Source organism: Streptomyces sp., from assembly GCF_031178505.1.
Classification (GTDB): domain Bacteria; phylum Actinomycetota; class Actinomycetes; order Streptomycetales; family Streptomycetaceae; genus Streptomyces; species Streptomyces gulbargensis.
On record NZ_JAPSIW010001041.1, the window covers coordinates 1 to 1,665 of the forward strand.

At 71.5% G+C, this 1,665-nt stretch carries 1 protein-coding gene and 1 pseudogene; one reads left to right on the forward strand and one right to left on the reverse strand.

The features are described from left to right. Positions 1–128: 128 nt before the first annotated feature. A pseudogene (locus RIF68_RS36025) lies at positions 129–770 on the reverse strand (helix-turn-helix transcriptional regulator); the annotation flags it as partial. 50 nt (positions 771–820) lie between these two features. Here RIF68_RS36025 and RIF68_RS36030 point away from each other — a divergent pair. Further along, positions 821–1,665: MFS transporter (locus RIF68_RS36030; RefSeq protein WP_309055870.1), on the forward strand; the 845-nt coding region annotated here is incomplete at its 3' end.

Consider the following 1,665-nt stretch of genomic DNA (forward strand, 5'->3'; position numbering starts at 1 on the left):
GTCGTGGCGCGCGTGTCCACGGACGGCATCGACATCGCCTCCGCCGTGGACTACGGCCGGACCGTGGGGCAGCGCTCCCTCGGGGAGCTCACCATCCACGAGCGGGCGCTCAAGCTCAAGGAGCTCCTGGCGAAGGGGTCGCTCACCCGGTCCACCCGGAAGGTGCGCCAGTCCTCGCGCCCGAGGTCGTACGCCACGAGGTACCAGCGGTGCCCGGTCGACACCAGCCGGTCCGGCTCGACCAGCCGCTTCGTCTCGGCGCCGTCCCCCGCCCGGTAGCCGAAGCGCAGCCGCTCCCGGGCGGTGACGGCGCCCGCCAGGGCGGTCAGGGTGGACGGGGCGACGGTGGCGCCGTCGCCCCGGGTGAGGGGGATCGTGGCGTTCTGCAGCGTGGAGACCCGGTGCCGGAGCCGGGCGGGCAGCACCTGCTCCAGCTTGGCCAGGGCTCGTACGGAGGCCTCCTCGACGCCCTCGATGGCGTGCCCGGCCCCGGCGCGCAGGCCGACGGCGATGGCGACGGCCTCCTCGTCGTCGAGGAGCAGCGGCGGCATCGCCGCACCGGCCACGAGCCGGTAGCCGCCGGTGGCGCCGAGGGTCGCCTCGACCGGGTAGCCGAGGTCGCGGAGCCGGTCGATGTCGCGGCGGATGGTGCGCGGGGAGACCGCGAGCCGTTCGGCCAGCTCGCTTCCGGGCCATTCGCGCGGGGTCTGGAGGAGCGAGAGCAGATTCAGGAGTCGTGCCGGGGTGTCCGTCGTCATGCTCTCCAGCATGAGGCCGAACTAGGACACCATCTGACCTATATGACTTCTATCTTCTCCGTATGAGTTCACACGGACACGACGCCGCAACGGCGGCGGACAAGAGGCGCTGGATCGCGCTCGCCATCGTCATGACCGCCGCCTTCATGGACCTGGTCGACGCCACGATCGTCAACATCGCGATCCCGAGCATCGAGCGGGACCTCGGCGCCTCGTTCGGCGCGATCCAGTGGATCACCGCCGGGTACGCGCTGGCGTTCGCGGCCGGACTGATCACCGGTGGCCGCCTCGGCGACATCTACGGCCGCAAGCGCCTCTTCCTCCTCGGCACCGCCGGCTTCACGCTCGCCTCGGCGCTCTGCGGCTTCGCCGCCTCGCCCGAGATGCTGGTCGGCTCGCGCCTCCTGCAGGGCGCCGCCGCGGCCATGATGGTGCCGCAGGTCCTGTCGATCGTCCACGTGACCTTCCCGGCCCACGAACGCGGCAAGGTGTTCGGACTCTTCGGCGCGATCATCGGGCTCGGCGCGGTCTCCGGTCCGCTGCTCGGCGCGCTGCTCACCCAGTGGAACATCGCGGGCCTGGAGTGGCGCCCGATCTTCCTCATCAACCTGCCGGTGGGCGTGGCCGCGCTGCTCCTCGGCCGGAAGTTCATCACCGAGTCGAAGGCACCGAAGGCGCTCCGCCTCGACCTGGTGGGCGTGCTGCTGGTGACGGCGGCGCTGATCCTGCTGATCTACCCGCTGACGCGCGGCCGTGAGCTGGGCTGGCCGCTGTGGGGCCACCTGATGATGGCCGGCAGCCTCGTCGTCTTCGGCGCCCTCGTCGCGTACGAGAAGTACAAGACGCGCAAGGACGGTTCGCCGCTGGTCGAGCTGTCGCTGTTCCGGGTCAAGAGCTTCGCGGCGGG